Annotated in this window: 25 protein-coding genes; 15 read left to right on the forward strand and 10 right to left on the reverse strand. The window is 62.2% G+C overall.

Going from position 1 to position 22,008, the window contains the following annotated elements:
• Positions 1-1,152 carry a CobW family GTP-binding protein gene (locus ACU8HS_RS10860; protein WP_112756570.1) on the forward strand — a complete coding sequence of 384 codons (1,152 nt, stop codon included), beginning with the start codon at positions 1-3 and terminating at the stop codon, positions 1,150-1,152.
• Positions 1,153-1,252: 100 nt separating this feature from the next.
• Here ACU8HS_RS10860 and ACU8HS_RS10865 read toward each other — a convergent pair whose 3' ends face one another.
• From ACU8HS_RS10865 to ACU8HS_RS10885, 5 genes are all read right to left on the reverse strand, one after another.
• Positions 1,253-1,477: a sulfurtransferase TusA family protein gene (locus ACU8HS_RS10865; protein ID WP_447015863.1), complete on the reverse strand. Its 225-nt coding sequence runs from the start codon at positions 1,475-1,477 to the stop codon at positions 1,253-1,255.
• 5 nt (positions 1,478-1,482) lie between these two features.
• The gene (locus ACU8HS_RS10870) at positions 1,483-2,709 is read right to left on the reverse strand and encodes a L,D-transpeptidase family protein (protein WP_447015864.1); all 1,227 of its coding nucleotides are present in this window, start codon (positions 2,707-2,709) and stop codon (positions 1,483-1,485) included.
• Between the two features lie 194 nt (positions 2,710-2,903).
• Positions 2,904-3,857 carry an acetyl-CoA carboxylase carboxyltransferase subunit alpha gene (locus ACU8HS_RS10875; protein WP_112571805.1) on the reverse strand — a complete coding sequence of 318 codons (954 nt, stop codon included), beginning with the start codon at positions 3,855-3,857 and terminating at the stop codon, positions 2,904-2,906.
• A gap of 62 nt (positions 3,858-3,919) precedes the next feature.
• Complete coding sequence (gene xerD / locus ACU8HS_RS10880) at positions 3,920-4,873, reverse strand: site-specific tyrosine recombinase XerD (protein WP_447015865.1); 954 nt, start codon at positions 4,871-4,873, stop codon at positions 3,920-3,922.
• A gap of 4 nt (positions 4,874-4,877) precedes the next feature.
• Positions 4,878-5,054 carry a hypothetical protein gene (locus tag ACU8HS_RS10885; protein WP_183849492.1) on the reverse strand — a complete coding sequence of 59 codons (177 nt, stop codon included), beginning with the start codon at positions 5,052-5,054 and terminating at the stop codon, positions 4,878-4,880.
• A 148-nt stretch (positions 5,055-5,202) separates the two neighbouring features.
• Here ACU8HS_RS10885 and ACU8HS_RS10890 point away from each other — a divergent pair, with 148 nt between their 5' ends.
• The 4 genes from ACU8HS_RS10890 to ACU8HS_RS10905 are packed head-to-tail and all read left to right on the forward strand — an operon-like array spanning position 5,203 to position 8,769.
• Positions 5,203-5,793 carry a shikimate kinase gene (locus tag ACU8HS_RS10890; RefSeq protein ID WP_112571801.1) on the forward strand — a complete coding sequence of 197 codons (591 nt, stop codon included), beginning with the start codon at positions 5,203-5,205 and terminating at the stop codon, positions 5,791-5,793.
• The gene (gene aroB, locus ACU8HS_RS10895) at positions 5,790-6,920 is read left to right on the forward strand and encodes a 3-dehydroquinate synthase (protein ID WP_112756576.1); all 1,131 of its coding nucleotides are present in this window, start codon (positions 5,790-5,792) and stop codon (positions 6,918-6,920) included. The genes ACU8HS_RS10890 and aroB overlap by 4 nt, the downstream gene beginning before the upstream one ends.
• Positions 6,920-8,230, forward strand: a complete 1,311-nt coding sequence (locus ACU8HS_RS10900; RefSeq protein ID WP_377313094.1) for an HlyC/CorC family transporter — start codon at positions 6,920-6,922, stop codon at positions 8,228-8,230. Before aroB ends, ACU8HS_RS10900 begins: the two co-directional genes overlap by 1 nt.
• A gap of 59 nt (positions 8,231-8,289) precedes the next feature.
• Positions 8,290-8,769, forward strand: a complete 480-nt coding sequence (locus tag ACU8HS_RS10905) for a DUF2938 domain-containing protein (protein WP_112571795.1) — start codon at positions 8,290-8,292, stop codon at positions 8,767-8,769.
• A gap of 3 nt (positions 8,770-8,772) precedes the next feature.
• Here ACU8HS_RS10905 and ACU8HS_RS10910 read toward each other — a convergent pair whose 3' ends face one another.
• A complete protein-coding gene (locus tag ACU8HS_RS10910; protein ID WP_112571792.1) occupies positions 8,773-9,054 on the reverse strand; it encodes a BolA family protein in 282 nt (93 codons plus the stop codon).
• Between the two features lie 105 nt (positions 9,055-9,159).
• On the opposite strand from ACU8HS_RS10910, the gene ACU8HS_RS10915 reads away from it, so the two are divergent.
• The 5 genes from ACU8HS_RS10915 to ACU8HS_RS10935 all read left to right on the forward strand — a co-directional run bounded on the left by ACU8HS_RS10915 (position 9,160) and on the right by ACU8HS_RS10935 (position 14,657).
• Entirely contained in the window at positions 9,160-9,780 is a 621-nt protein-coding gene (locus ACU8HS_RS10915) for a J domain-containing protein (RefSeq protein ID WP_112571790.1), read from the forward strand.
• Between the two features lie 311 nt (positions 9,781-10,091).
• Entirely contained in the window at positions 10,092-11,084 is a 993-nt protein-coding gene (gene cobS, locus ACU8HS_RS10920; RefSeq protein WP_112571788.1) for a cobaltochelatase subunit CobS, read from the forward strand.
• A gap of 12 nt (positions 11,085-11,096) precedes the next feature.
• A complete protein-coding gene (gene cobT / locus ACU8HS_RS10925; protein WP_112571786.1) occupies positions 11,097-12,998 on the forward strand; it encodes a cobaltochelatase subunit CobT in 1,902 nt (633 codons plus the stop codon).
• 25 nt (positions 12,999-13,023) lie between these two features.
• Positions 13,024-14,022, forward strand: coding sequence for an esterase-like activity of phytase family protein (locus ACU8HS_RS10930; protein WP_113412750.1), 999 nt, complete (start codon positions 13,024-13,026; stop codon positions 14,020-14,022).
• A gap of 71 nt (positions 14,023-14,093) precedes the next feature.
• Entirely contained in the window at positions 14,094-14,657 is a 564-nt protein-coding gene (locus ACU8HS_RS10935) for an ATP-binding protein (RefSeq protein WP_112756584.1), read from the forward strand.
• A 183-nt stretch (positions 14,658-14,840) separates the two neighbouring features.
• Here ACU8HS_RS10935 and ACU8HS_RS10940 read toward each other — a convergent pair whose 3' ends face one another.
• Together ACU8HS_RS10940 and rpmB are read right to left on the reverse strand one after the other, a co-directional pair.
• On the reverse strand, positions 14,841-15,476 hold the full coding sequence (locus ACU8HS_RS10940) for a VUT family protein (protein ID WP_112571782.1): 636 nt from the start codon (positions 15,474-15,476) through the stop codon (positions 14,841-14,843).
• A gap of 126 nt (positions 15,477-15,602) precedes the next feature.
• Positions 15,603-15,899: a 50S ribosomal protein L28 gene (gene rpmB, locus ACU8HS_RS10945; protein WP_112756588.1), complete on the reverse strand. Its 297-nt coding sequence runs from the start codon at positions 15,897-15,899 to the stop codon at positions 15,603-15,605.
• Between the two features lie 241 nt (positions 15,900-16,140).
• Here rpmB and ACU8HS_RS10950 point away from each other — a divergent pair, with 241 nt between their 5' ends.
• The gene (locus ACU8HS_RS10950) at positions 16,141-16,923 is read left to right on the forward strand and encodes a DUF3108 domain-containing protein (RefSeq protein WP_112705818.1); all 783 of its coding nucleotides are present in this window, start codon (positions 16,141-16,143) and stop codon (positions 16,921-16,923) included.
• 33 nt (positions 16,924-16,956) lie between these two features.
• A complete protein-coding gene (gene yddG / locus ACU8HS_RS10955) occupies positions 16,957-17,850 on the forward strand; it encodes an aromatic amino acid exporter YddG (RefSeq protein WP_112756590.1) in 894 nt (297 codons plus the stop codon).
• Here the strand turns inward: yddG and ACU8HS_RS10960 are convergent.
• Both ACU8HS_RS10960 and gloB read right to left on the reverse strand, forming a co-directional pair.
• A complete protein-coding gene (locus ACU8HS_RS10960; RefSeq protein WP_112571775.1) occupies positions 17,847-18,284 on the reverse strand; it encodes a cupin domain-containing protein in 438 nt (145 codons plus the stop codon). The two genes, yddG and ACU8HS_RS10960, sit on opposite strands and share 4 nt — an antisense overlap.
• A gap of 3 nt (positions 18,285-18,287) precedes the next feature.
• A complete protein-coding gene (gene gloB, locus ACU8HS_RS10965) occupies positions 18,288-19,058 on the reverse strand; it encodes a hydroxyacylglutathione hydrolase (RefSeq protein WP_112756592.1) in 771 nt (256 codons plus the stop codon).
• 54 nt (positions 19,059-19,112) lie between these two features.
• On the opposite strand from gloB, the gene ACU8HS_RS10970 reads away from it, so the two are divergent.
• From ACU8HS_RS10970 to ACU8HS_RS10980, 3 genes are all read left to right on the forward strand, one after another.
• Positions 19,113-19,889 (forward strand): class I SAM-dependent methyltransferase, encoded by a 777-nt coding sequence (locus ACU8HS_RS10970; RefSeq protein WP_112571771.1) that lies wholly within the window; start codon positions 19,113-19,115, stop codon positions 19,887-19,889.
• Positions 19,890-19,987: 98 nt separating this feature from the next.
• A complete protein-coding gene (gene hisC, locus ACU8HS_RS10975) occupies positions 19,988-21,085 on the forward strand; it encodes a histidinol-phosphate transaminase (protein ID WP_447015898.1) in 1,098 nt (365 codons plus the stop codon).
• Entirely contained in the window at positions 21,082-22,008 is a 927-nt protein-coding gene (locus tag ACU8HS_RS10980) for a prephenate/arogenate dehydrogenase family protein (protein ID WP_112756597.1), read from the forward strand. Before hisC ends, ACU8HS_RS10980 begins: the two co-directional genes overlap by 4 nt.

The raw sequence follows: 22,008 nt of genomic DNA on the forward strand, positions 1-22,008 counted from the left end.
ATGAGCATGTTTAGCGACAAGATTCCGGTCACGATCCTGACCGGTTTTCTCGGCGCCGGTAAATCGACGCTTCTGAACCGTATCCTCAAAGATCCTGCCATGAAGGATGCGGCCGTCATCATCAACGAATTCGGCGATGTCGGCATCGACCATCTGCTCGTCGAAAGCTCCGGCGATTCCATCATCGAGCTTTCCGACGGTTGCCTCTGCTGCACCGTGCGCGGAGAGCTGGTCGATACGCTCGCAAACCTGATGGATGCCGTGCAGACGGGCCGCGTGAAGCCGGTCAAGCGCGTGGTCATCGAAACGACTGGGCTTGCCGACCCGGCGCCCGTCATGCAGGCGATCATGGGCAATCCCATCATCGCGCAGAATTTCGAGCTCGACGGCGTCGTCACCGTCGTCGATGCCGTGAACGGTCTGCAAACGCTCGACAATCACGAGGAGGCTCGCAAGCAGGTTGCGGTCGCCGACAGGCTGATCGTCTCGAAGAAGAGCATAGCCAGCAATACGGATGCGCTGACGGTGCGCCTGCGTGGCCTCAATCCGCGCGCGAGCGTCATGGATGCCGATAGCGAAGAGGCCGGCTCGGTGGACGTGCTGGTCAACGGGCTCTACGATCCCACGACCAAGATCGCCGATGTCGGGCGCTGGCTGCATGATGAGGATGAGCATGAGGCGCATCACCATCATCACGATCATGGCCATGCCCACGGTCATCACCGCCATCATCATGGCCATGAGCATCAGGACCCGCATGACGTCAACCGTCACGATGCGTCGATTCGCTCCTTCTCGATCATCGAGGAGAAGGCGATCGATCCGATGGCGCTTGAAATGTTCATCGATCTCCTGCGCTCGGCGCATGGCGAAAAACTGCTGCGCATGAAGGCGATCATCGCCACCTCGGACCGGCCGGAGCGGCCGCTGGTGCTGCACGGCGTCCAGAGCATTTTCCATCCGCCGGTGCGGCTTGCCGCCTGGCCGAACCCCGAGGACCGGCGCACCCGCATGGTGCTGATCACCAAGGATCTGCCGGAGGCTTTCGTGAAGGACCTCTTCGATGCCTTCCTCGGCAAGCCGCGGCTCGACACGCCGGATCGCGCTGCGCTCAGCGACAATCCGCTCGCCATTCCGGGCATGCGGATCTGACGGATCGCGATACGCTTCGAAGCGTTGCGTCGGGCCGCATCATCAAGAAGGGCGGCATCGAACAGCGGAGGGAGGCTCCTTCCACATCAACAGGGCTGCTTCAGCCCTTGCGGATCAGGAAACGGTGGCCGCGCTCGGTCTTTTCGGTGCTGATGAGCTCGTGGCCGTCTTTATTGCAGAAATGCGGGATGTCGATGACGGCGAGCGGATCGGTCGTATCGACGAGGATCAGCGCGCCGCTCGGCATGGCCGTCAGCTTCTTGCGTGTCCTGATGACGGGAAGCGGGCATTTCAGCCCGCGCAGATCGTAGAGAACGGCGTCCAAGCCGGTCAGTTCCTGGCCCAGAACTTCCAGAACGGCTTTTTGGTGGCATCCGCAGTTTCCTGCGGCGAAGGCTCAGGTGCGGCATAGGCCAGCGGGTTCTGCGTCGGTACCGGAATATTGGCCGGCAGCGCTGCGGCAACGGTCGTGGCCTGAGCCTGCGTCACTGGCGTCGCAGTCGCCGCGGTCTTTGCGGCAACGCTCTTGGCGGCCTGATTGGCCATCAACTCTTCGAGTTCGGCAACCTTGACCATGCGGCCGGCTTCCAGCGACGTGCCGGTCGGCGCATAGGCGAGTTCGCGGCCCTTGCGCAGTTTGGCAACGACTGCCTTGCGTTCGGCTTCCGTCGGGTCGTACCAGGCAAGGCCGTCATATTTCTTCAGAGCCGCCTGGTAGTCGGCATCATAGGTCTTGCCGTAGGAGGCGAGTGCTGCCGTCAGTGCCGGCGGTGTCGACATGGCCGGGCACTTGCCAGCGGGATTGAAGCTGCCGCCATCGCTTATCTGCTGGTTGAAGACGTATTTCTTCTCGCAGACATTGACCTCGGGCGGGCGCTTGGTGACTTCGAAATTGTCGTAGCCGACCTTCAGCATCTTCCAGAAGTCGTAGTTCGGGTCGAGGCGGTGCTTGACCATGTTCTCGGCCGTCATGCGGAAGGGGAAGGCCTGAAGCTGCACCGTCTGCTGACCGCCCTTGAAGGCGTCGCGGGCGAAGGCATAGATTTCCAGAACCTGCTGGTCCGTCATCGAATAGCAGCCGGACGAGGAGCAGGCGCCGTGGATCATCAGGTCGCTGCCGGTACGGCCGTTGACGGCGTCATAGCGGTTGGGGAAACCGGTGTTGATGGCGAGATAATATTTGGAATTGGGGTTCAGGTTGGCGCGGGTGAGGTTGTAGAAACCTTCCGGGGCCTGGCGGTCGCCCGTCTTCACCTTGGGGCCGAGCTTGCCGGACCAGGCGCAGATCTTGTAGTCGGCAATCTTGTCGAAACGGTTGTCCGACTTCGCCTTCCAGATCTCCAGCGAACCTTCTTCCTTGAAGATGCGGATCATGATCGGCGAATTGCGGTCCATGCCCTTGGCCGACATATCGGCCAGGATACGGGGCGGAAGCGGCTGCTCGACCTTGTTCTTGACGGTCGAGAGGTCGATGCCCTGGGCCGATTCCAATGCGTCGTTGCAGCCGGTCAGAGCCAGTGCCATGAGCGAAACATAGGCAAAATGACGTATGCGCATTCAATCAGCCCATCAATAATGCGACCCAACCCGCCTGCGGAAACCGGGCACAGCTCGGAATCATAGGCGGCTTATACTTGATAAATCCTTACCAGCCTATGACTTTTCCAGAGATGTCCTGCAAGCGCAGATGTTACAGATAACATTATTGTGGCCAAGATTTGGCCCCAATCGGCTGGTCCGGCCTGTGGATTTTACAGGTTTCGACCCATGGCAAGGAACTTCTGGCGGCGATCGTTGCGCAGCTGTTCGCCGGAACGCGAGGCCATTTCGGCCAGAGCGTTGGCGATCATGTCGCCGGTGGCGGCAATGACGCTGTCGGGATCGCGGTGTGCGCCGCCGAGCGGTTCGGGGATGATGCCGTCGATGACGCCGAGCGCCTTCAGGTCCTCGGCGGTGATCTTCATGTTGGTGGCGGCCTCCTTGGCGCGGGTGGAATCGCGCCAGAGGATGGAGGCGGCACCTTCCGGCGAGATGACGCTGTAGATCGAATGTTCGAGCATGTAGACGCGGTTGCCGGTGGCAATCGCGATCGCGCCGCCCGAGCCGCCTTCGCCGATGATGATCGAGATCAGCGGCACCTTGACGCCGAGGCACATTTCCGTCGAACGGGCAATGGCTTCGGCCTGGCCGCGCTCTTCGGCGCCGACGCCCGGATAGGCGCCCGCCGTATCGACGAGTGTGATGACCGGGAGCTGGAAACGATCCGCCATTTCGAGGATGCGGATCGCCTTGCGGTAGCCTTCAGGACGGGCGCTGCCGAAATTGTGCTTCAGGCGGCTCTTGGTGTCGTTGCCCTTCTCCTGGCCGATGACGGCGACGGGCTGGCCGCGGAAGCGGGCAAGGCCGGCCTGGATGGCGGCGTCCTCGGAAAACTTGCGGTCGCCGGCAAGCGGCGTGAATTCCTGGAAGAGAGTCTTGGCGTAATCGACGAAATGCGGGCGCTGCGGATGGCGCGCGACCTGCGTCTTCTGCCAGGCGTTGAGCTTCGAATAGATATCGACGATTGCCTCGCGCACGCGGACTTCGAGTCTGCCGACTTCGTCGGAGGTGTCGATGCTTTCGTCTTCCGTCGCCAGCTTCTTAAGCTCGATGATCTTACCTTCGAGGTCGGAGATCGGCTTTTCGAAGTCGAGATAGTTGTGCATGAGGTGCGTTTCCGTTCCTTGTGCGCGGGGCGGTTTCCTGGTTCTGCCCCTTGTCGCCGGTCCTATTCGTGCTTTTTCGCCTGTTTTGCAAGGGGGTGGTGCGTATGGACGAGCTGCTGGAGCCGTTCTTCCAGAACATGCGTATAGATTTGTGTTGTCGAAATGTCCGAATGGCCGAGGAGTTCCTGCACCACGCGAAGGTCGGCGCCGTTGGCCAGAAGATGGCTCGCAAAAGCGTGCCGCATGACATGCGGCGAGATCATCGAGGGCGTCAGGCCGGCGCGGATCGCGAGGTTCTTGAGGTCGCGGGCAAAGACCTGGCGCGGCAGGTAGCCTTCCTTCGATGCGGCCGGGAACAGCCAGGGACTGTCGTGCGGATCCTTCGACGCGGCGCTTTCTGCTGCCAGCATGCGGCCATAGGCCTTCACGGCGGCGATGGCCGATTGCGAGAGCGGAACCAACCGCTCCTTGCTGCCCTTGCCCCGGATCATCAGGAAACGGCCTTCCTGATCGAGAACGCGCGCCGGAAGCGAGACCAGCTCGCTCACACGCATGCCGGTGGCATAGAGCAATTCCAGCAGTGCCAGCATGCGCAACCGGTGAAGCTGGCCGGGCGCGGGGTCGGCGGCTTCGCTCTCGGCCCGGGTGAGCAGCTTCGTCACGTCCTCGACACCCATCGTCTTCGGCAGGGACCGGCCCTTTTTCGGCGCGTCGAGAATGCCGGTCGGATCGTCCGTGCGCAGGCCCTCGGCATAGAGAAACTTGTAGAACTGACGCATGGCGGCAAGCCGGCGGGCCTGCGAGGAGGGCTTGAAACCCTGCGCGGACAGAGAGGCGAGATAGGCGTCGAGGTCGCTGGAGGCGGCTTCCGTCAAGCGGATGCTGCGCCCGTGCAGGAAGGAGCGAAGGTCGTCCAGGTCTCGCTCGTAGGATTGCAACGTGTTGACCGCGGCGCCGCGTTCGGCGCTCATCATTTCGAGAAACGATTCCACATGGACGCGGCCGAGATCCTTCATCGCGTCACTTCTTCGTGGTGTTGATCGTGCCGGTCGAGGGCGGGTTCACCCGTTCGGAGGGAATGCGGATCGTCACATCCCGCTCCTGCGGCTCGACGAAGGTGACAAGCGCCCACATCGCTCCATAGATCAGTCCCGCGATGACCGCCAGGACGGACAGGAAACGGATCAGGGTCGGCATCCGACTACTCCTTAGAACTCTGCTTCTGTTATAGGAAGCATGTTTGCAAGCGCAAGAAGCGGTATTGGTGCCATGATTCCCTTGCCCGCGACTTGACGCTACACCCGCATTTGTCGATACCGTTTGCAAACAAAGTGTGAATGGACCGATGAGTGAACCCCCAGTTTCCGTTGCAGACAGCCTGAGAGACAGAGCTCGCGCCGCGCTCGGTTCACGCAATCTCATCCTCGTCGGCCTCATGGGGGCCGGAAAATCCTCCGTCGGCCGCCTCGTTGCGCACCAGCTCGGCATTCCCTTCGTCGATAGCGACATAGAAATCGAGCGCGTTTCGCGCATGACGATCACGGAGCTTTTCGCCGCCTACGGGGAGGAAGAGTTCCGGGCGCTCGAAGCGCGGGTGATGAAACGCCTGCTGAAGGGCGGCCCGCGCGTGGTTTCCACCGGCGGCGGCGCCTTCATCAACACCCGCACGCGCAGGCATATCAAGAAGGGCGGCCTTTCGGTCTGGCTGAAGGCCGATCTCGACGTGCTCTGGGACCGGGTCAACAAGCGCGACACACGCCCGCTGCTGAAGACCGAAAACCCGAAGCAGACGCTGGAAAACCTGATGAATGCCCGCTACCCCGTTTATGCCGAGGCCGATCTCACGGTGCTTTCGCGCGACGTGCGCAAGGAAGTCATGGCCGATGAAGTGCTGAGAGCGGTGGTCGAGGCGCAGAAAGAAAGTATAGTCACATGAATGCGATCACGCCTGCCTCCGCCGTCCGCAAGGTGCATGTGCCGCTTGGCGAGCGCGCCTACGATATTTTGATCGGACCGGGTCTGATCGCCAGCGCCGGCGGCGAGATCGCCTCGCGGCTGAAAGGACGCAAGGCGGCCATCGTCACCGACGAACATGTGGCGCCGCTTTATCTCGACGCCTTGAAGGCAAGCCTCGATGCCGCCGGCATCGTTTCGGCGGCGGTCACAATGCCGGCCGGCGAGAAGACCAAGAGCTTCGAGCATCTGATCAATGTCTGCGACAAGGTTCTGGAGGCACGCGTCGAGCGCAACGACTATGTCATCGCGCTCGGTGGCGGCGTCATCGGCGATCTCTCGGGTTTTGCCGCCGGCATCGTCAGGCGGGGCGTACGTTTCGTCCAGATACCGACCTCGCTGCTGGCTCAGGTGGATTCCTCCGTCGGCGGCAAAACCGGCATCAACAGCCGCCACGGCAAGAACCTCGTCGGCGTCTTCCATCAGCCGGATCTGGTGCTCGCCGATACGGATGTGCTGAGTTCGCTGAGCGAGCGTGAATTCCGCGCCGGTTATGCCGAAGTCGCCAAATACGGGCTGATCGACAAGCCGGATTTTTTCGCCTGGCTGGAGAACAACTGGCAGGCGGTTTTTGCCGGCGGTTCGGCGCGTATCGAGGCGATTGCCGTCAGCTGCCAGGCCAAGGCCGATGTCGTGGTTGCCGACGAGCGCGAGAACGGCCAGCGGGCACTGCTCAACCTCGGCCATACGTTCGGTCACGCGCTGGAGGCGGCGACCGGCTATGACAGCAGCCGCCTGGTCCACGGCGAAGGCGTTTCGATCGGCATGGTGCTGGCGCATGAATTTTCGGCGCGCATGAACCTTGCAAGTCCCGACGATGCCCGCCGCGTCGAGGCGCATCTGAAGGCGGTCGGCCTGCCGACCCGGATGGCGGAAATCCCCGGCACCCTGCCGCCGGCCGAGGTGCTGATGGATGCGATCGCGCAGGACAAGAAGGTCAAGGGCGGCAAGCTCACCTTCATCCTCACGCGCGGCATCGGCCAGTCCTTCGTTGCCGATGACGTGCCGGCTTCCGAAGTAATCAGCTTTCTCAAGGAAAAACATCCCTGATGTCACTCGAGGGCACCCTGGCGTTTTTGTCGGTCTACTGGCCGGAGATCGTTTCGATCGTGGCCCTTGTTTTGATGTCCGCCTTCTTTTCGGGGTCCGAAACGGCGCTGACCGCCGTTTCGAGAAGCCGGATCCATACGCTCGAAGCCAATGGCGACGAGCGTGCCGGACTGGTACGAACGCTGATCGAGCGCCGCGACCGGCTGATCGGCGCGCTTTTGATCGGCAACAATCTCGCCAACATCCTGTCCTCGTCGCTGGCGACGAGCGTGTTTCTGGCTATTTTCGGCAATTCCGGCGTGGCGCTGGCGACGCTCGCCATGACCGTCATCCTCGTCATCTTCGCGGAAGTCCTGCCGAAGAGCTGGGCGATCTCGACGCCGGAGCGTTTTGCGCTCAACGTTGCCATACCGACGCGGCTTTTCGTTGCGGTGGTCGGTCCGATTTCCTCCTTCGTCAATGCGATCGTGCGCCGGATCCTTGGGCTCTTCGGCATCAACCTGTCGCGCGAGGTTTCGATGCTGTCTGCGCATGAGGAATTGCGCGGCGCCGTCGATCTGCTGCATCGCGAAGGTTCGGTCGTGAAGGCCGATCGCGACCGGCTGGGCGGCGTGCTCGATCTCGGCGAGCTCGAGCTTTCCGACATCATGGTCCACCGCACGGCGATGCGGGCGATCAATGCCGACGATCCGCCGGAGGCCGTCGTCCGGGCGATCCTCGAAAGCCCCTATACACGCATGCCGCTGTGGCGCGGCACGATCGACAACATTATCGGCGTCGTGCATGCCAAGGACCTGCTGAGGGCGCTGGCCGAGCCGAACATGGAGCCGCAGCAGCTCGATATCGTCAAGATTGCCCAGAAGCCCTGGTTCGTGCCCGACAGCACCAATCTCGAAGACCAGCTCAACGCCTTCCTGCGCCGCAAGCAGCATTTCGCCGTCGTCGTCGACGAATATGGCGAAGTGCAGGGCATTGTGACGCTCGAGGATATTCTGGAAGAGATCGTCGGCGATATCTCGGACGAGCACGATATCGACATGCAGGGCGTGCGCCAGGAAGCCGACGGCTCCATCGTCGTCGATGGCGGCGTGCCGATCCGTGATCTCAACCGCGCGCTGGACTGGAACCTGCCGGATGAGGAAGCCACGACGATTGCCGGTCTCGTCATCCATGAATCGATGACCATTCCGGAAGAGCGGCAGGCCTTCACCTTCTACGGCAAGCGCTTCGTCGTCATGAAGCGGGAGAAAAACCGCATCACGAAGCTGCGCATCCGTCCCGCCGACGAAGACGAGACGAAACCCGCCTGATTATGACCTTCACGCCGGCAGGGACAGCCCCCATGCCGGCTCATTCCACGGGATCTGACATGTTCGACATCATCTGGCGCTCCGTCGCCATCGGCATCGGCGCAACCGCCCTCATGGATATCTGGGCGATCCTTCTCGCAAGGCTTGGCGTGACGCCATCGCCGAACTGGGCGCCGGCCGGCCGCTGGTTCTGGCATCTCGGCAAGGGCAAGGTCTTTCACGACAATATCGGCGATGCCGAACCCTATGCCAACGAACTGGCGCTTGGGTGGATCGGCCATTACGCGGTCGGAATCCTCTATGGCATCCTGCTGGCTGTCTTCGTCGGCCCGGCCTGGTTTGCCGCGCCGAGCTTTCTGCCGGCCTGGATTCTCGGCATCGTCACCGTCGGTGCGGGCTGGTTCCTGATGCAGCCGGGTCTCGGCCTCGGCTGGGCGGCCTCGAAGACGCCGAACCCGACGAAGGCGCGGGTGCTCAATCTGCTGGCGCACACCGTTTTCGGTTTCGGGCTCTACGCCACGGCGCTGCTTATCCGCTGATCGCTACCAGCGAACGGGCTCGCCGGGGGCGGCCGGCTCGACGGCCAGTGCGTGAAGCCCGGCATCGAGTTCGGGCTTCAGCAGGTCGGTGATCGCCCTGTGACGCTGCAGGCGCGACATGCCGGTAAACTTTTCCGAGACGATGCGAATACGCAAATGCGTTTCGCCGGTGCCCGTCATGCCCGGCTGGTGGCCGGCATGCAGATGGCTTTCGTTGATGACGGAAAGGCGTTCGGGCGCGAAGGTCGCCTTGAGCTTCTCTTCGATGCTGGTCTGGAGTGTCATCGCCGGGTCTTCTGAGTTCACGAAAAAGGTTCCCACCAAGCCAGCAACATTCCCGTTTGTCAATTCTTGTTGTGATCCGTCAGCAGCCCCATAATTAGCGCCGTCATGAGACTTGATTCCAAATATTTCGATCGCATCCGCACGCGCCGCAGGCGAGAGCAGGAGCCCGAACAGGCGCCTCCGAGCTGTCAGTGGGACGGCTGCGACAAAAAAGGCACGCATCGCGCTCCTGTGGGACGCAATGCGGAAGGCCAGTTCTTTTTGTTCTGTTTCGAACACGTCAAGGACTACAACAAGGGCTACAATTATTTCTCCGGCCTCTCGGACGGCGAAATCGCCCGTTACCAGAAAGAGGCGATCACCGGCCATCGCCCCACCTGGACCGTGGGCGTCAACAAGGATGCGAAGAACAGCCCGCTGCATGCCGAAATTCGCTCCGGCGCCTATTCGCGCGTGCGTGATCCGTTCGGTTTCGTCAAGGAAGGTGGCGGCAAGGGCAGCGGACCGCGTTTCCCGCAGGCCCGCAAGCTGAAATCGCTGGAAGCCAAGGCTTTCGACACGATGGGACTTGCAGCGAACGCCACCTCGGCCGAGATCAAGAGCAAGTACAAGGAACTGGTCAAGAAGCACCACCCTGATGCGAATGGCGGGGATCGCGGCTCGGAAGAGCGTTTCCGCGCGGTCATCCAGGCCTATCAATTATTGAAGCAGAACGGTTTTTGTTAATTCCCGTCCTTGCTCTTGAGCTTCAATCGGGTATGGTCCACATCGGCTGAGGCCGCAGGCAACCGCGGCATATATATTTGTGCGTTTCCCGACACCGCCTCTGCCGACCTTCCGGACGCGGCGTTTCTTGTCCGGGACTCTTTCAAGAATGCTCGCCAGCGGTCATCATCCCGCCGAGGTTTCGTTTCAGTCCCGGAGAAGTATCGCCGACGTTCCGACCCTGGAGAGCGCGGAACACAGGCTGCGGCACCATGGTTGCGCAATGGCTGAGATAGTGTGGCCGGGTGACCGTCACCCGCCTTGGAGACATGATGAGCAAGATTGACCTTGATATTTCCGAACTGCCCGACACCACCGTTTCGGTCCGGGAGGTCTTCGGCATCGATTCCGACATCCGCGTTCCTGCCTACAGCAAGGGCGATGCCTATGTTCCGGATCTCGATCCCGACTATCTCTTCGACCGCGAGACGACGCTCGCGATCCTCGCCGGCTTCGCCCATAACCGACGCGTGATGATTTCCGGCTACCACGGCACGGGCAAGTCTTCGCATATCGAGCAGGTCGCCGCTCGCCTCAACTGGCCCTGCGTGCGTATCAACCTCGACAGCCATGTCAGCCGTATCGATCTCGTCGGCAAGGATGCCATCGTCGTCAAGGACGGGCTGCAGGTCACCGAATTCAAGGACGGCATCCTGCCCTGGGCCTACCAGCACAATGTCGCGCTCGTCTTCGACGAATATGATGCCGGCCGCCCGGACGTGATGTTCGTCATCCAGCGCGTGCTGGAATCGTCGGGCCGCCTGACGCTGCTCGACCAGAGCCGCGTCATCCGTCCTCACCCGGCCTTCCGCCTGTTTGCGACCGCCAACACGATCGGCCTCGGCGACACGACCGGCCTCTATCACGGCACGCAGCAGATCAACCAGGCGCAGATGGACCGCTGGTCGATCGTCTCGACGCTGAACTACCTGCCGCACGACCACGAAGTGAACATCATCGCCGCCAAGGTGAAGAGCTTCGGCAAGGACAAGGAAGGCCGCGAGACGGTTTCCAAGATGGTCCGCGTCGCCGACCTGACGCGCGCATCGTTCATGAACGGCGATCTTTCGACCGTCATGAGCCCGCGTACCGTCATCACCTGGGCCGAGAATGCCGAGATCTTCGGCGATATCGCCTTCGCCTTCCGCGTCACCTTCCTCAACAAGTGCGACGAGCTGGAGCGCCCGCTGGTGGCCGAACACTATCAGCGCGCCTTCGGCGTGGAACTGAAGGAAAGCGCTGCCAACATCGTGCTGGGGGCGTAAGGCCCGTCGATCATGGCATCTCGTGGTGACAATTCGAAAGCAAAGCCCGGCGCGCCTGTCGATGTCGAGCCGTTGCGGCGCGCGATAACCGGTTGCGTGCGCGCCATTGCCGGCGACGATCAGGTCGAGGTGGCTTTTGCCAATGAGCGCCCCGGCATGACGGGCGAACGCATTCGCCTGCCGGAGCTTTCCAAGCGGCCGACGGCGCACGAGCTGGCGGTCACGCGCGGCCTTGGCGATTCCATGGCGCTGCGCATCGCCTGTCACGACGAGAAGGTCCATTCCAGCATGGCGCCGCAGGGTTCCGACGCCCGGGCGATTTTCGATGCCGTCGAGCAGGCGCGCGTGGAATCGATCGGTTCGCTGCGCATGGAAGGCATGGCCGCAAACCTGCGCTCCATGACGGAAGAGAAATACGCCAAGGCGAATTTCACCGGCATCGAGCGGCAGGAGGACGCGCCGATCGGCGAGGCCGTTGCCATGATGGTGCGCGAGAAGCTCACCGGGCAGAAGCCGCCGGCTTCGGCCGGCAAGGTTCTCGATCTCTGGCGCTCCTTCATCGAGGAGAAGGCCGGCAGCGAACTCGACAATCTCTCCGGCGTCATCAACGACCAGCAGGCCTTCTCGAAGGTCATCCGCAATATGCTGTCGGCGATGGAAATGGCCGAGGAATACGGTGACGACGACAGCGACCCGGATTCCGACGATCAGTCCAACGAGGACGATCAGCCGACGGGCGACGAGCAGAACGAGGACGAGGTCGACGAGGATGCCGGCAGCGATGCCGCCCCCGTCGAGGACAGCGAAGTCTCCGACGAGCAGATGGAGGACGGCGAGACCGAAGGCGCCGAAATCTCCGACGACGACATGATGGAGGAAGGCGAGGACGATTCGGAAACGCCGGGTGAAACCCGCCGTCCGAACACGCCCTTTGCCGATTTCAACGAGAAGGTCGATTACCACGTCTATACGGAGGAGTTCGACGAGGTCATCACGGCCGAAGAGCTGTGCGATGCCTCCGAACTCGAGCGTCTGCGCGCCTTCCTCGACAAGCAGCTCGCGCATCTGCAGGGTGCTGTCGGCCGTCTTGCCAACCGCCTGCAGCGCAAGCTGATGGCGCAGCAGAACCGCTCCTGGGATTTCGATCTCGAGGAAGGTTATCTCGATACGGCCCGCCTGCAGCGCATCATCATCGATCCGACGCAGCCGCTCTCCTTCAAGATGGAGCGCGACACGCAGTTCCGCGATACGGTCGTGACGCTCCTGATCGACAATTCCGGCTCCATGCGCGGCCGGCCGATCACGGTTGCCGCCACTTGCGCCGATATTCTGGCGCGCACGCTGGAGCGCTGCGGCGTCAAGGTGGAGATCCTCGGCTTCACGACCAAGGCCTGGAAGGGCGGCCAGGCGCGCGAGAACTGGCTTGCGAACGGCAAGCCGCAGACGCCGGGCCGCCTCAACGACCTGCGCCACATCGTCTACAAGTCAGCCGACGCCCCGTGGCGGCGTGCGCGCACCAATCTCGGCCTGATGATGCGCGAAGGGCTGCTCAAGGAAAACATCGACGGCGAGGCGCTGATCTGGGCGCATAACCGGCTTCTGGCCCGGCGCGAGCAGCGCCGCATCCTGATGATGATTTCGGATGGTGCGCCGGTCGACGATTCCACGCTGTCGGTCAATCCCGGCAACTACCTGGAGCGGCACCTGCGCGCCGTGATCGAACAGATCGAGACGCGTTCTCCGGTCGAGCTTCTGGCGATCGGCATCGGCCATGACGTGACGCGCTATTATCGCCGCGCCGTGACGATCGTCGATGCGGACGAGCTTGCCGGCGCCATGACCGAACAGCTTGCTGCGCTTTTCGAGGATCATGCCGGGCAACCGCACGGCGGTCGCCTGCGCCGTGCCGGCTGATAACGGTTTCGGGGAAACGGTTCGCATGGCGTTTGAAAACCTGTCTCGCGCGGCTCTGGTCGTCCTTGGCCTCGCGACAGGTTTCTCAGGCGCTCATGCAGGCGAACCCGCGAAGATCATCAGCCGGAAGATTGCGGATTTCCATATCGGCCGCGACGAAACCCGTTTCGGCCCTTTACAGTTTATCGGCGGGCTGGAGATGGTGTCGGACAATTCCCTGTTTGGCTCGCTCTCGTCCATCCGCATGCGTGCCGACGGCAGGAGTTTCGTCGGCGTGCTCGATACCGGGCACTGGCTGACGGGCAGCATCGAGCGCGATGCCAAGGGCAGGCTGTCCGGCCTTTCCGATGTCGAAATCACGCCGATGCGGGATCGTGTTGGCCGCACCTATGAGGGCAAGGGGCGCATGGATGCCGAGGGCCTCGCGCTGGATGGCGACCGGATTCTGGTCTCCTTCGAGCAGGACCATCGCGTCGATGTCTATCCGGACCCCGGCTTCCTCGGCTCGCGCTCCCTGTCGACGGTCGGGATCCTCATTCCCACCGACGAGATGCGGGCAAACCGGGGAATTGAAACCGTTGTCGTCGCCCCTGCCTCAAGCCCGCTGAAAGGCGCACCCGTGATCGTGACGGAGCGCAGCCTCGACGAGGACGGCAACCGGCTTGCGGCAATTCTGGACGGGCCTCTGAAGGGGCCGTTTACGGTCGAGAGGGACGGCAGCTTCGATGTCACCGACGGCGCCTTCCTGCCCGGTGGCGATCTGCTTCTCCTGGAGCGGCGCTTCAATATGGCCGAGGGCATCGGCATGCGCATTCGCCGCATCAAGGCAGGCGACATCAAACCCGGTGCCGTCGTGAATGGCGAACTGCTTGTCGAGGGCAATTTCAATTACAATATCGACAATATGGAAGGGCTCGATGCCTTCCAGGCCGCCGACGGCACGACGCATGTCATCCTGGTGTCGGACGACAACCACTCCATTCTTCAGCGCAATCTGATGCTGGAATTCCGGCTCGTCGATTGAGCGGCGGTTGAACGGCTGTCATAAGTCTGCGTTATGCGGACATTCCTTTCGCTGTCAGCTTTCGAGATCGTATGATGCGCATCCATATCACGGGAGCATCGGGCTCCGGCACGACCACGCTCGGCCTGGCGCTGGCCGAAACGCTCGGCATCCGTCATCTCGATACCGATCATTTCTTCTGGATGCCGACCGATCCGCCCTTCACGACGCAGCGCGAGGTCGGCGCGCGTGTCGCGATGCTCAGGCAGGAGGCGCAGCCCGATGGCAGCTGGGTGCTTTCCGGCTCGGCGCTGAAATGGGGCGCGGAATTCGAGCCGCTTTACGATCTGGTGGTCTTTCTGAGGATCGTTCCGGCCCTGCGCATGGAGCGCATCCGCAGGCGCGAGGAGCAGCGTTACGGCGAGAGGATCAGGCCGGGTGGCGACATGGCGGTTCAGAGCCGCGCCTTCATGGAATGGGCCGAGAGCTACGATACGGCCGGGCCGGAACGGCGCAGCCTCGTCGGGCACGAGGAGTGGTTGGGGACGCTGACGAGGCCGATCCTGCGGCTCGATTCGTCACGGCCTGTCGGCGACCTCGTCGCGGCAGTGCTGGACCACCCGGCGGTCATTGCGCGGCGCCCTCGATCCTCGTGATATCTGCGCGTGGTGGTGCCGTTGGCGGGCGTGGGCTGGCCGCAAAGTCTGCAACCAGCCCCTCCAGCATTCATGACCAAGCGTTTTCCTGGGACGCTCGATCACGAATGATCTTCATGCAAAGCGGGGAGCAAAGGCGGGGGTGCGAATATCCCGATCCGCCGCCCGATTGCGGGCCGGCGCTTACCGTGCCGCGACGGGCTGCATCGGGCGCAGCACGTTCATCAGTGCGCCATAGGGCAGCAGCATGACGAGGCCGACAAGCATCTTCACCAGGAAATCGCCGAGCGCCCAGGAGATCCAGCGCGGGGCCTCCGTCGAGAGGATGCCGAGGATCGGTGCGCTCTCCAGCGCGAAGGGCTCGTTCGGGCCAAGGAAGACGAAGAAGGCGGCGAAGGACAGCGAGAAGAACATCACCGTATCCAGCGCCGAACCGATCAGCGAGCCGATAAGCGGCGCGCGCCACCAGGCCTGACGGCGCAGGCGGTTGAAGACGGCTATGTCGAGAAGCTGGCCGGCGAGATAGGCCGAGCCGGAGGCGATCGCGATACGCGGAACCGAAGTGAAGAAGGACAATGCCACACCGACGACAAAGCCGGCGAAAACCACCTTGCGTGCAGCCTGCGGGCCGAACTGGCGGTTCGTCAGGTCGGTGATCAGGAAGGCGATCGGATAGGAGAAGGCGCCCCAAGTGAGAATGTCGGCGAGATTGATGCCGGCAATCGTGGCGTTCAGCGGAAACTGGACGAGGAAGTTGGAGGCGACGACGACGAGCGTCATCAGGGCGACATAGGCAAGCGTATAGCGGGTCTTCAGCATTTTTTTATCCTGGGTGATGCCACCAGTTCGCGTGAAATTTAAGCCGAAAGGCTCTCAAAGCAAAAGGCTTGTCCGGATATTATCCGTGCAAGCCTTTTAAAGCTTTGGAAAGACGTGGGCCGACGCTTAGGCAGCGGCGGTTTCAGCGGTCTTCTTGACGATCTGACGACGCAGCAGACGGGCGCGCATCGAAAGTTCGCTTTCGTTTGCCTTCAGCAGGAAGGCGTCAAGGCCGCCACGATGCTCGACGGAACGAAGAGCAGCAGCCGAAACGCGAAGACGGTAACGCTGGCCGAGCGCGTCGGAGATCAGCGTAACCTGGCACAGGTTCGGGAGGAACCGGCGCTTGGTCTTGTTGTTGGCATGGCTGACATTGTTACCAGTCAGGACTGCCTTGCCGGTCAATTCGCACATGCGGGACATGGAACACCTATTCTTGTTTTTCTCGAGCCATTGGGTGACAATCCGGCAACAACCGGCTGCGCAATCCAACAGGCCATGATTGGAAAGTTGCGGTTCTATAGTCAGACAGGTCGCGCGCGTCAAGCCAAACCTTGGCCTTTCCCGCAATTCTGTCAAAAAGCTGCTGTTTTCTTCGGAATGCGGCAGGAGTATAGACCGCAATGCAAGGGCGCAAGCGACCCGGCAAGACAAGGCTCTCACTATGGCTCATCCTGGCAGACGGATATTGGTTTCGGCATTCGCGGCACTCCTGGCCTTGCCGGCCGGCGCGAGCGAGATTCAGCACCGCACGGAATACAAGGTGGCCCTTGCCGGCCTGACGATCGCGCGGGCGGCCTTCGTCACCAGGATCGAAGACGACCATAGCTACAATATTGACGGGGACATCAAGTCGGCCGGTCTCGCCGACCTCGTGACCGATATCCTGGCCAAGACCAGCGTGACCGGCGTGGTTCGCAACGACCGGCTGCAGGCGGCGAAATACGTTCTCTATTACAAGACCGGCAAGAAGGCGCGGACCTACGAGGTCAGCTACCGCAACGGCAATATCGTTTCGGCCACGACCACGCCTGAGCCGCGCCGGCCGAAGAACTGGATTCCGGTAACGCAGGGCGACATGCGATCGGTGCTCGACCCGATCTCGGGCCTGATCTTTACCGGCGATACCAACGTCTGTGCGCAGAAGCTGCCGATCTTCGACGGCGAGACACGCATGGATCTCGTGCTTTCGCCGAAGGGCGACGAGGATTTCTCCACCGATGGCTTCAAGGGCAAGGCGACCGTTTGCGGCGTGCGCTTCATTCCGCGCTCGGGCTACAAGAAGGGGCGCAAGGACCTCGTCTACCTCAGCAAGAGCAACCGGATGGAAATCTGGTTTGCCAAGGCGGAGGCTGCAAATGTATATGCACCAGTCTATGTCCGTATTCCCACCGAATACGGAACGGTGACGATTACGGCTGTGAAATACAGCAGCGTGAATAGCTGACGGAGGCTCCTCAGGTCTCCGTAAGGGGGACGGGTGAAACTTCGGGCAACGTTGATCGGTTTTGCGGCCATCTTGATGTGGTCGTTTCTGGCGCTCTTTACCAAGGCATCCGGCAAGATGCCGCCGTTGCAGCTTTCGGCCATCTGTTTTGCCATCGGCAGCATCCCCGGCATTCTCGTGCTCGTCTCCAACCCGTCGCGGATGGCACTTCTGAAGCAGCCGGCAAAGGTCTGGATCACCGGAATTGCCGGTCTGTTCGGTTATCACTTCCTCTATTTCACGGCCTTGAGAAACGCGCCGGCGGTCGAGGCGGGGCTGATTGCCTATCTCTGGCCGCTGCTGATCGTCGTCGGTTCGGCGCTGCTGCCGGGCGAGAGACTGCGCTGGTATCACATCGTCGGCGCTCTGGCCGGTCTGTGCGGCACCTTCCTGATCGTCGGGAGCAACGGTATCGATTTCGATGGTGCCTACGCTGTCGGTTATGGCGCGGCCTTCCTCTGCGCCTTCACGTGGTCGGGCTATTCATTGCTGACGCGGCGCTTCGATGCCGTCTCGACCGATGTCGTCACCGGCTTCTGCCTTGCGACATCGGTACTTTCGCTGATTTGCCATGTGATGCTCGAGACGACCGTCTGGCCGGCGAGCGGCTTCGAGTGGCTTGCCGTCGTGGGCCTCGGTCTGTTTCCTGTCGGTGCGGCCTTCTATGCCTGGGATCACGGGGTCAAGAACGGTGATATCCAGATCCTGGGTGCGGCAAGCTATGCCACGCCTCTGCTTTCGACGCTGATCCTGACGATCTTCGGAATTGCCGAGCCGAGCTGGCGCATTGCGTTTGCCTGTCTGCTGATCACGGGCGGGGCGGTGCTGGCCGCACAGGAGATGTTGCGCCGCAAGCCGCAGATGCAGCCGGCGGCGGAACAGGCTTAATCGCCGGGTTTCCAGTCTGGCGGCGCCATCTCGAATTTGGAGAATTCGAAGCCGGGCGCCACGGTGCAGCCGACCAGCGTATAGTCCCCGAGCGTTTCGGCCGATTGCCACCAGTTGGCGGGAATGATGGCCTGCGGCCGTTCACCGCCGGCGATATCCATGCCGAGCGTCAGCGTCTGGCTGCCGGTACCGTCTTCGGAGCGATGCAGCGCGAGCGGCGCACCGGCATAGTAGTGCCAGACCTCGGCTGCGTCGTGCACGCGGTGCCAGTGCGAGCGCTGGCCCCTGGCAAGCAGATAGTAGATCGCCGTCGAATGGCCGCGCTCGCCGCCGTTGCCGTCGCGGAAGGTCTGGACGTACCAGCCGCCTTCGGGATGCGGCTGCATGCCGAGTTCGCGGATAATGTCCTCGGGAGTGAGGTCCCTGCCCGCCATGTCCTAGAAGTTGTCCTTGCGTTTGCGGATTTCGGCGAAGACTTCTTCATTGGTCTTGCCTTCCATCAGCAGGTTGCGGCGGATGGCAGGATCGGCGGCACGCAGGAAGGGATTGGTTTCCTTCTCCAGCGCCAGGGTCGTCGGGATGGTGAACCTGCCTTCGGCCCGCAGCGCTTCGATTTCGGCCGCACGGCTCTTCAGGCGCGCGTTGTCCGGGTCGATCGTGAGCGCAAAGCGGGCGTTGGAGAGCGTGTATTCGTGGCCGAAATAGACGGCGGTCTCATCCGGCAGGACGGCAAGCTTCTGCAGCGAATGCCACATGTCGGCTGCCGGACGCTCGAACAGGCGGCCGCAGCCGAGCGCAAAGAGCGTATCGGCGGCAAAGAGCAGCTTGTCGTCGGCAAAGTGGTAACAGATATGGCCCGCCGTATGGCCGGGCGTTTCAATGACGTTGACCGTATGGTCGCCGAACAGGAAGCTGTCGCCGTCGCCCATCGTCTTGTCGAGGCCGGGAATGGCCACGGCCTCGTTGATCGGGCCGATGATTTCAAGGCCGTACTGTTCCTTCAGCGCCAGATTGCCTTCCACGTGGTCGATATGATGATGGGTGGTAAAGATATGGGTGATAGTCCAGCCGCGGCGTGCGGCGGCAGCTTCGACGGCTGCCGCATCGGGGGCGTCGATCGAGGCAGTCTGGCCGGTCTCGGTGTCATGGACCAGCACGCCGAAATTATCGCTGCGGCAGAGAAAAACGTCTAATTCCAAAGGTTTCATCGCTCAAACAATCCCTTATCCCTCGAACTGACCGGGAATGTAGAGGTTCCGGCCTTGAAGTCCAACCGGTCATTGATAACATTTGGGATAATGCACGCCGATATCGTCGATCTTCGCCAATTCTATCATTCCGAGCTTGGACGCATGGCCGAGCAGTCGATTGCCATGGCATTGTCGTCGCTTTGGGTGCGGCTGCCGCAGGAGCGGCTGGTGGGCATTGGCTATTCCGTGCCCTTCCTCGACCGGTTCCAGGCCGATACGGAACGCACTTTCGCCTTCATGCCGGCCGGGCAGGGGGCCGTGAACTGGCCGGTGGGCTCGCTTTCCTCCACGGCGCTGATCTTCGATGAGGAATTGCCGCTGCCGGATTCCTCGATCGACCGGGTGCTGATGGTGCACTCGCTGGAATTTGCCGAAAGCCCGCGTGAAACCCTGAAGGAACTCTGGCGGGTGCTGGCTCCGGGCGGGCGGCTCGTCATCGTCGTGCCCAACCGCCGCGGTGTCTGGGCGCGCATGGAGCACACGCCTTTCGGTTCGGGCCGGCCCTATTCGCGCGGCCAGCTGACCCATCTGCTGCGAGAGACCAATTTCACGCCGGGCGCTACGGCGGAGGCGCTGTTCTTCCCGCCGTCGAAACTGCGCGCCGTGCTGCGCCTGCGCCGCGGCTTCGAGCGGATCGGCCGCACGCTCTGGCCGGCTTTTTCCGGCGTCATCATCGTGGAAGCGCAGAAACGGCTCTACCAGGGCCTGCCGGTTGCCGCCCGCGCCTCGCGGCGCGTCTTCGTGCCCGTGCTTGCGCCGCATGGCGTGCCGACCACACGCAGCCGCTAGGCTTGCGGCCCTCGACAAAATTGCCGTTCCGTTCTAATTGCACTCAAGTCTTTCGCCGGCTTTCCGGCAGTTCCCAAGGTCGATCCATGAGCGTTGAGATGATGAAGCCCGTTCCGCGTCCCGGTATTCTGGATATTGCAGCCTATGTGCCGGGCAAGGAGCATGCACCGGGTGTGGCCCGCGTCTACAAGCTCTCCTCCAACGAGACGCCGCTTGGCGCAAGCCCGAAGGCGATCGAGGCGTTCAAGGCAGCTGCGGGCAATCTCGAGCGCTACCCGGACGGCCAGGCGCACGAGCTGCGCGAGGCGATCGCTTCCGTGCACGGCCTCAACCCGGCAAACATCCTGTGCGGCAACGGCTCCGACGAGCTGCTCGGCCTGCTCTGCCACGTCTATCTCGGGGCCGGCGACGAAGGCATCATCACCGAGCACGGCTTCCTCGTCTACAAGATCCAGATCATGGGCGCGGGCGCCACGCCGGTTGTGGTCAAGGAAAAGGACCATACGGTCGATGTGGATGCGATCCTGGCTGCCGTGACGGACAAGACGAAGATCGTCTTCATCGCCAATCCCGGCAATCCGACCGGCACCTATATTCCCGTCACCGAGATCCGTCGCCTGCAGGCCGGCCTGCCGAAACATGTCGTCCTCGTGCTCGATGCGGCCTATGCGGAATATGTTCGGCGCAACGACTACGAAGCGGGCATCGAGGTCGTCTCCTCGAACGCCAACGTCGTCATGACCCGCACCTTCTCGAAGGTCTACGGGCTGGCGGCGCTGCGTGTCGGCTGGATGTATGCGCCGGCCGAGATCATCGATGCGCTGAACCGCGTGCGCGGACCCTTCAACATGAATGCGCCGGCAATCGCTGCCGGTGCCGCGGCGATCCGCGACCAGCCCTTTGTTCAGCAGGCGGTATCCTTCAACCAGATGTGGATCGAGAAGCTGACGAGCGCCCTCGAGGGCGTCGGGCTGAAGGTCACGCCGTCGGTCGCCAACTTCGTTCTCATTCATTTCCCGGATACCGACGGCAGGCGGGCGGCGGATGCCGATGAATTCCTGACGAGCCGCGGTTATATCCTGCGCGCAGTGCGCGGCTACGGCTTCCCGAATTCGCTGCGCATGAGCGTCGGGCCGGAAGAGGCCAACCGCGGCGTCATCGAGGCGCTCGGCGAATTCATGGGACGCAAGGCATGACCGCGCAATTCAACCGCATCACCCTGATCGGCATCGGCCTGATCGGCTCTTCGCTTGCCCATGACATCAAGCGTTTGGGCCTTGCCAAGGAAGTCGTCGTCGCCACGCGCAGCGCCGAGACGTTGAAGCGTGCCGAGGAGCTCAAGCTCGGCGATCGTTATACGACCTCCTCGGCCGAGGCGGTGAAGGATGCCGATCTCGTGATCGTGTCGGTGCCGGTCGGCGCCTCCGAAAGTGTCGCGAAAGAGATTGCCGGCAGCCTGAAACCGGGTGCGATCGTCACGGATGTCGGGTCGACCAAGGCGTCCGTGATTGCCCAGATGCAGCCGCATATGCCGAGCCATGTGCATTTCATTGCCGGCCATCCGATCGCGGGTACGGAAAAATCCGGCCCGGATGCGGGCTTCCCCGGCCTGTTCCAGGGACGCTGGTGCATCCTGACGCCGCTGGAAGGAACCGACGCGACGGCGCTGAAAACACTGCGCAGTTTCTGGGAAGCGCTCGGCTCCAGGGTTGACGAAATGGATGCCCAGCACCATGACAAGGTGCTCGCCATCGTTTCACACCTGCCGCATCTCATCGCCTACAATATTGTCGGAACGGCTGACGATCTGGAGACGGTGACGGAATCGGAAGTCATCAAATATTCCGCCTCCGGCTTCCGTGATTTCACCCGCCTCGCCGCATCCGACCCAACAATGTGGCGCGACGTCTGCCTGCATAATCGTGATGCGATCCTGGAAATGCTGGCGCGCTTCTCGGAAGACCTCGCCTATCTGCAGCGGGCGATCCGCTGGGGCGAGGGCGACAAGATTTTCGAACTCTTTACCCGCACCCGCGCCATCCGCCGCTCGATCGTCCAGGCAGGTCAGGACGTGGACACGCCTGATTTCGGCCGCCCGCATCCGCTGGAACAGAAATAG

It is taken from the genome of Rhizobium sp. KDH_Rht_773_N (assembly GCF_052946295.1).